The 1,621-nt window shown below is 63.1% G+C and carries 2 protein-coding genes and 1 riboswitch; both genes read left to right on the plus strand.

The window, feature by feature from the left end; translation table 11 throughout:
* Positions 1-181: riboswitch (cobalamin riboswitch) on the plus strand. This riboswitch is flagged as partial in the annotation.
* 137 nt (positions 182-318) lie between these two features.
* Entirely contained in the window at positions 319-1,332 is a 1,014-nt protein-coding gene (locus D6877_RS25170) for an ABC transporter substrate-binding protein (RefSeq protein ID WP_130912459.1), read from the plus strand.
* An 8-nt stretch (positions 1,333-1,340) separates the two neighbouring features.
* The coding region (locus D6877_RS25175) for an iron chelate uptake ABC transporter family permease subunit (RefSeq protein ID WP_178083748.1) at positions 1,341-1,621 on the plus strand (281 nt) is incomplete at its 3' end.

Consider the following 1,621-nt stretch of genomic DNA (forward strand, 5'->3'; position numbering starts at 1 on the left):
CGCCGGTTTCCACACGGAATTAATAGGGAATCCGAAATGCTTGCACAGCATCAATCGGAACTGCCCCCGCAACTGTAGGTGCCGAGCCTGCTCCTCGACTGCCACTGGGTGAATCCCGGGAAGGCCGGAGCGTGGCGATGACGCATCAGTCAGGAGACCTGCCGGCACAGTGACTGACTAACCGGCGGGGTGTCCGGGAAGGACATCATGCCGTGCGCATTTTCCCCGTGCCGGCCTTGCGCAGTTTCCACGACCGCGCCCGAGGTGTGTTTCCAACCGTACCCGCCCGCTCCCGTACGGTTCCCCTGGAGACTGCCCATGCTGCTGCCCCGCATTGCCACCCTGCTCACCGCTCTGAGCCTTTGCCCCCTGGCGCAAGCGGCGCCGACTGCGTATCCGCTGACCGTGGAAAACTGCGGCAGCAGCCTGACCTTTCAGCACGCGCCCGATCGCACGGTGACCATCGGCCAGGCCGGCACCGAAATGCTCTACGCCTTGGGTCTGGGCGACAAAGTCGTTGGCACTTCGCTTTGGTTCAACGACGTGCTGGGCACATACAAAGCGCAGAACGACAGGATCGAGCGCCTCGCCGACAACGAGCCGAGTTTCGAAGCGGTGATCGCCAAACGCCCGGAGCTGGTTGCCGTCGAGCTGGAATGGATGGTCGGCCCGCAAGGCGCGGTCGGCACTCGCGAGCAGTTTCATGAACTGAAGATTCCCACCTACCTGCTCCCCTCCGATTGCGAAGCCAAGGACAACCTCGTCGGTTCGGACGGCACGCGGCTGGCGCCGTTTCGCATCGACAGCATCTACAAAGCCGTGAGCCAGCTCGCAGCGATTTTCGATGTGCAGGCGCGTGGCGAGCAGCTCAATGACCAGCTCAAAGCCAGCCTCGCGCAGTCGATCGCCACGGCGAAAAAGCAGCAGCGCAAAGACGTCAGCGCCCTGGTGTGGTTCTCCAGCGCCGAGATGGACATCGAGCCGTTCGTGGCCGGACACAAAGGCGTTCCCGATTTCATGCTCAGCACCCTCGGCGTGCGCAACGTGGTCGAGTCGGATGAAGAATGGCCAACCGTCGGCTGGGAAACCATCGCCAAGGCCAACCCGACGTTTCTGGTGATCGCGCGCATGGATCGTCGACGTTTCCCGGCGGACGACTATCAGAAGAAACTCGCCTTCCTGCGCAGTGATCCGGTGACGCGCAACATGGACGCGGTCAAGCACAACCGCATCATCATCCTTGACGCCATGGCCATGCAGGCCAGCCTGCGCACCTTCGACGGCCTCGAACAATTGGCCAGCGCGATCAACGGCTACGACCTGTCGCCATGAGCAGACGCCTGATCCGTTTGCTGCTGGTGCTGTTGACGCTGTCGGTCGCGCTGATTGGCGGCGTGGCCATTGGTGAGACTTCGATCGAGCCGAGCGTAGTGTTGCAGGTGCTGGCCAACAAGCTGTGGGGCGCCGGTTATGTGCTCGACCCGATCGACGAAGGCATTGTCTGGAACTATCGCCTGACCCGCGCGCTGGTCGCGGCGGCCTGCGGCGCCGGCCTGGCGACGTGCGGGGTGATCCTGCAATCGCTGCTGCGCAATCCGTTGGCCGATCCGTATCTGCTGGG

It is taken from the genome of Pseudomonas sp. Sample_9 (assembly GCF_004307535.1).
In the GTDB taxonomy this organism is placed as follows: domain Bacteria; phylum Pseudomonadota; class Gammaproteobacteria; order Pseudomonadales; family Pseudomonadaceae; genus Aquipseudomonas; species Aquipseudomonas mercuritolerans.

Excerpts from the sequence above, each read along its gene's own strand:
- D6877_RS25170 (WP_130912459.1), top strand. The coding sequence starts at position 319 with ATGCTGCTGCCCCGCATTGCCACCCTGCTCACCGCTCTGAGCCTTTGC.